Genomic DNA, 4,063 nt, shown 5'->3' on the forward strand with positions numbered 1-4,063 from the left:
TCTTCGACGCTGTGTCGGGCTTTGGTGCGCTCCAGCCGCTCCTCGACGATCCGGGCATCGAGGAAATCTGGCTCAACGCGCCGAATGAAATCTATGTGGCGCGCAACGGCGAATCGGAACTGACCTCCGTTTCGCTGACGGACCAGCAAGTCCGGGACCTTGTGGAACGGATGCTGAAGAGCTCAGGCCGACGCCTGGACATGTCCTCGCCGTTCGTGGATGCGGCGCTCCCGGACGGCTCCAGGCTGCACGTCGTGATCCCGGACGTCACCCGGCGTCACTGGGCCATCAACATCCGCAAGTTCGTCGTCAAAGCCAGCCGGCTCGAGCACCTGGTGGAGCTGGGAACGCTCACCCCGCAGGCGGCCAGGTTCCTCGGTGCGGCCGTCGCCAGCGGCCTCAACATCCTGGTCTCGGGCGCCACCCAGGCGGGCAAAACCACCATGCTCAACTGCCTCGCCGCCAGCATTGGCACCCGCGAACGGGTCATCACGGTGGAGGAAATCTTTGAGCTGCAGTTGCCGCTCCGCGACGTCGTCGGTCTTCAGTGCCGTCAGCCGAACCTGGAGGGGCAGGGGGAGATTCCGCTGCGCCGCCTGGTCAAGGAGGCCCTGCGCATGCGGCCGGACCGGCTGGTGGTCGGGGAAGTCCGGGAGGCAGAGAGCCTGGACATGCTCATCGCTTTGAATTCCGGCCTTCCCGGAATGTGCACCGTGCATGCGAACTCCGCCCATGATGCCGTGACGAAAATCTGCACGCTGCCGCTGCTCGCCGGCGACAACATCTCCAGTGCGTTCGTAGTGCCCACCGTTGCGTCCTGCATCGATCTGGTGGTCCATTGCAGCAGGCACGCCAGCGGGCGCCGACAGGTCACCGAGATCCTGTCCCTGGGCCGCCGGGTGGAAAACGGGATCATCGAGTCATCCATGGTGTTCACGATGTCGGACGGGCAGCTTCTGCCCAAGGCCAACTCCATGCCCGCCGCGGAAAAGTTTGCCCGCTCCGGATACGACGTCGCGGCGCTGCTGGAGCAGCGGTGATGGCGCCGCTGGTCGGGATGCTGGGCGGCGCCGGCCTCCTGCTGATCTGGTGGTCCGCGTGGGAGACGCCTGAGAGCGTGCGGCGCAGGCCCCGGACCAGCCGGCTTGAGGACCTCCTGCGGTCGGCGGGCATCGAAAAGGTCAGTGCGGCAGGGCTGCTCGCCTCGTGCCTTGGACTCGGGACCTTCACAACGCTCGCGTTCTTCGCAGTTACCGGGTCATGGCCGATCTCGGGATGCTTTGGCCTCTTTGGCGGCTGGCTGCCGATGGCGATGGTCCGGTGGCGTGCCAGAAAGCGCACGGCTGTCCTCCGCCAGCTCTGGCCCGACGTCGTTGATCATTTGCGCTCAGCCATCAGGGCCGGCCTGTCGCTGCCGGAGGCTCTTATCCAGCTGGGCGACAAGGGCCCCGTGGAGCTTCGCCACGTGTTTGTGGACTTTGGCTCCGACTACCGGTCGGGAGGCCAGTTCGATCCCTCACTCACCCGGCTCAAGGACCGTCTGGCCGATCCCGTGGCGGACCGGATCGTCGAGGCCCTCCGGCTCACCCGGGAGGTGGGCGGTTCGGACCTCGGGAGGCTGCTGGGCACCCTCGCGGAGTTCCTGCGGGAAAGCGCCAGGACCCGGAGTGAGCTGGAGGCAAGGCAATCCTGGACCGTCAACGCCGCACGCCTCGCCGTCGCTGCGCCCTGGATTGTCCTGGTGTTGCTGGCCAGCCGTCCTGAGGCTGTGATGGCGTATAACACCCCGCTCGGCGCTGCCGTCCTTTTGGGCGGCCTTGCCGTCTCCCTGCTGTCCTACGCCATCATGCTGCGTATCGGGGCGCTGCCGGAAGAACAGCGGGTCCTCCGATGACCGGCCTGATGGCCGGCGCCACGGTGTGCGGGGCCGTGCTCGGGGCAGGCCTGTGGCTGTTCCTCGTCCGGCTCCCCTTTATGCGCCCAACGACGTTCGTCGAACGTATCGAACCGCAACTGCGAACCCACAACCTCGAATCCCGGCTTTTGCGCACCGTCCCGCGGAATGTCACACCGTTCGGGCCGCTCGAACGGATCCTCCGCCCGGCGTTCCGGGACGGTGCCAGGTCCATGGGCCGGATCAACCTTGGCGCGACGGCGTTAAACCGCAGGCTCGCCCGCGCCGGCAGCGCCAAAACAGCCTTGGACTTCCGGGCTGAGCAACTCCTCTGGGCGGCCGGCGGCTTCGTCCTCGCCGTCGGCGTTGTGGCGCTCGCCGGCTCGATCGGCCGCTTCAGCCCGTTCGTCGCCGTCGTGGCCGTCGTGGGCAGCGCCGTCGGCGGGTTCCTGCTCCGGGACTACCTGTTGGGCGCGCACATCAAGAAACGGGAGGCGCGGATGATGGCGGAGTTTCCGAGCATCGCCGAACTCATGGCCCTGGCCGTCAGCGCCGGCGAAAGTGCCACCGGTGCCCTGGACAGGGTCTGCCGCAGCGCGCGGGGTGAGCTCTCGCAGGAATTCGGCCGTGTCCTCGCCGAGACCAGGTCCGGCAAGCCCCTCGTGGAGGCCCTCCACGAGTTCTCGTCCAGGACCGATCAAGGGCCGTTGCTCCGTTTCGTGGACGGGATGATCGTGGCCGTCGAACGCGGAACACCCCTCGCCGACGTCCTCCGGGCGCAGGCACAGGATGTCCGGGACACAGCCAAGAGGGAGCTCATGGAGTCCGCCGGCAAGAAGGAAATCGGCATGATGGTGCCGCTGGTCTTTGGCGTCCTTCCGCTCACGGTCATCTTCGCCGTCTTCCCCGGTCTGGCCGCCATCAGTCTCGGACTCTAGGAACCTGGCGAACGACGACGACGGACAGCCGGCGGCTGCCCACCGGCCGGCACGGGCAGGACTCAAGAAAAGTCATACGAGGAGGGAACAGGATACGAAGGACGCCCTGCAGCCGGCCGGCCAGCCAGGGGCACACGGTGCACGATCTGCCGGCGACACGTCACGAACCATCAGATCCAAAAAACAGGACTCCGGAACAACAGAAAACCAGAAAACAGAGAACCAGAAAACAGAAAACCAGAAAACAGAGAACCAGAGAACCAGGAAAGAGGACACGGTGAAGAACTTCGGAACCCGGGCGGCATTGGCGGCCTGCGCGCTCAGCATGTTGACCTGGTGGTCTGCTCCGTCGCAAACGCGGGCGGGGGACCACTCTGACGTGGGTACCGCCCATCCCCAGCGCGGGGACGTCCCCGGCTGGGTCATGATCACCCTCATGTCGGCAGTCCTCGTGGCCGCCCTGCTCGCCCTCGCCGGTCCTGCGCTTGAGGGACTCTTCAACCAGGCCATGGACAAGGTCGGACAGTAGGCAATGGCAGCCCAGGGCGGGGGGACCGGGCGCCAGATCGATAGCGGGGAAAACCGCAAAGGCGTAGAGCGGGGCGCTGCAGTGGTGGACTTCGTGCTGATCGGTGCGTTGCTCACCTTGCTCTTCCTCGCGATCGTCCAACTCACCCTGGTACTTCACGTCCGGAATACGCTGATCGACGCCGCCGCCTCGGGCGCCAGATACGGCACGTTGGCCGACCGCAACGACGGGGACGCCAAGGAACGGACTGTCCAGCTGATCACGGCGGCGCTCAACGCGGATTTCGCGCGGGATGTGGGGACAAGCGAATCGACGTTCCAGGGCATCCGCACACTCGAGGTGACCGTCCGGGCACCCCTGCCGGTCATCGGCTTCATCGGTCCCCGGGCGCTCTTGGAGGTGAAGGGCCATGCGGCCATCCAGCGTTGAATGGCCGGAGCACGGCGCCTCACCGGAACAGGGGAGTGCCGTGGTCGAGTTCGTCTTCCTGTCCGCGCTGCTGATGGTGCCGCTGGTGTACTTCATCATCACCGTGGGCCAGATCCAGGGCGGCTCGTTCGCAGTCGTGGGCGCCGCCGACCAGGCCGCCAAGGTCTACGTGGCCCAGCCGGACGCGGCAAGCGGCCGGGCAGCGGCAGAGCAAGCCGTGCTGCTGGCGCTCGCCGATTACGGCCAGCCGGCGGGAAACGCCACCGTCGACAC

Annotated in this window: 6 protein-coding genes; all 6 read left to right on the forward strand. The window is 66.6% G+C overall.

Annotated elements, in window-relative coordinates; translation table 11 throughout:
- A partial coding sequence (locus Y706_RS24015; RefSeq protein WP_043435199.1) for a TadA family conjugal transfer-associated ATPase occupies window positions 1–1,040 on the forward strand: 1,040 nt, incomplete at its 5' end.
- The gene (locus Y706_RS0106920; protein WP_028276028.1) at window positions 1,040–1,894 is read left to right on the forward strand and encodes a type II secretion system F family protein; all 855 of its coding nucleotides are present in this window, start codon (window positions 1,040–1,042) and stop codon (window positions 1,892–1,894) included. The genes Y706_RS24015 and Y706_RS0106920, both read left to right, overlap by 1 nt.
- On the forward strand, window positions 1,891–2,832 hold the full coding sequence (locus Y706_RS0106925) for a type II secretion system F family protein (RefSeq protein WP_028276029.1): 942 nt from the start codon (window positions 1,891–1,893) through the stop codon (window positions 2,830–2,832). The genes Y706_RS0106920 and Y706_RS0106925 overlap by 4 nt, the downstream gene beginning before the upstream one ends.
- A 277-nt stretch (window positions 2,833–3,109) precedes the next feature.
- Entirely contained in the window at window positions 3,110–3,361 is a 252-nt protein-coding gene (locus Y706_RS0106930; protein WP_156945081.1) for a hypothetical protein, read from the forward strand.
- A 3-nt stretch (window positions 3,362–3,364) separates the two neighbouring features.
- On the forward strand, window positions 3,365–3,790 hold the full coding sequence (locus Y706_RS0106935) for a TadE family protein (protein ID WP_084475966.1): 426 nt from the start codon (window positions 3,365–3,367) through the stop codon (window positions 3,788–3,790).
- On the forward strand, window positions 3,771–4,063 hold a 293-nt coding region (locus Y706_RS30050; protein ID WP_043435202.1), incomplete at its 3' end, for a hypothetical protein. The genes Y706_RS0106935 and Y706_RS30050, both read left to right, overlap by 20 nt.

Origin of the sequence: Arthrobacter sp. I3 (assembly GCF_000520575.1) — a bacterium.
GTDB lineage: Bacteria > Actinomycetota > Actinomycetes > Actinomycetales > Micrococcaceae > Arthrobacter > Arthrobacter humicola_A.

What these genes read in the sequence shown, in the direction of transcription:
- Y706_RS0106925 (WP_028276029.1), top strand. Translation starts at nt 1,891, where the DNA reads ATGACCGGCCTGATGGCCGGCGCCACGGTGTGCGGGGCCGTGCTCGGG.
- Y706_RS0106920 (WP_028276028.1), top strand. Translation starts at nt 1,040, where the DNA reads ATGGCGCCGCTGGTCGGGATGCTGGGCGGCGCCGGCCTCCTGCTGATC.
- Y706_RS0106935 (WP_084475966.1), top strand. Translation starts at nt 3,365, where the DNA reads ATGGCAGCCCAGGGCGGGGGGACCGGGCGCCAGATCGATAGCGGGGAA.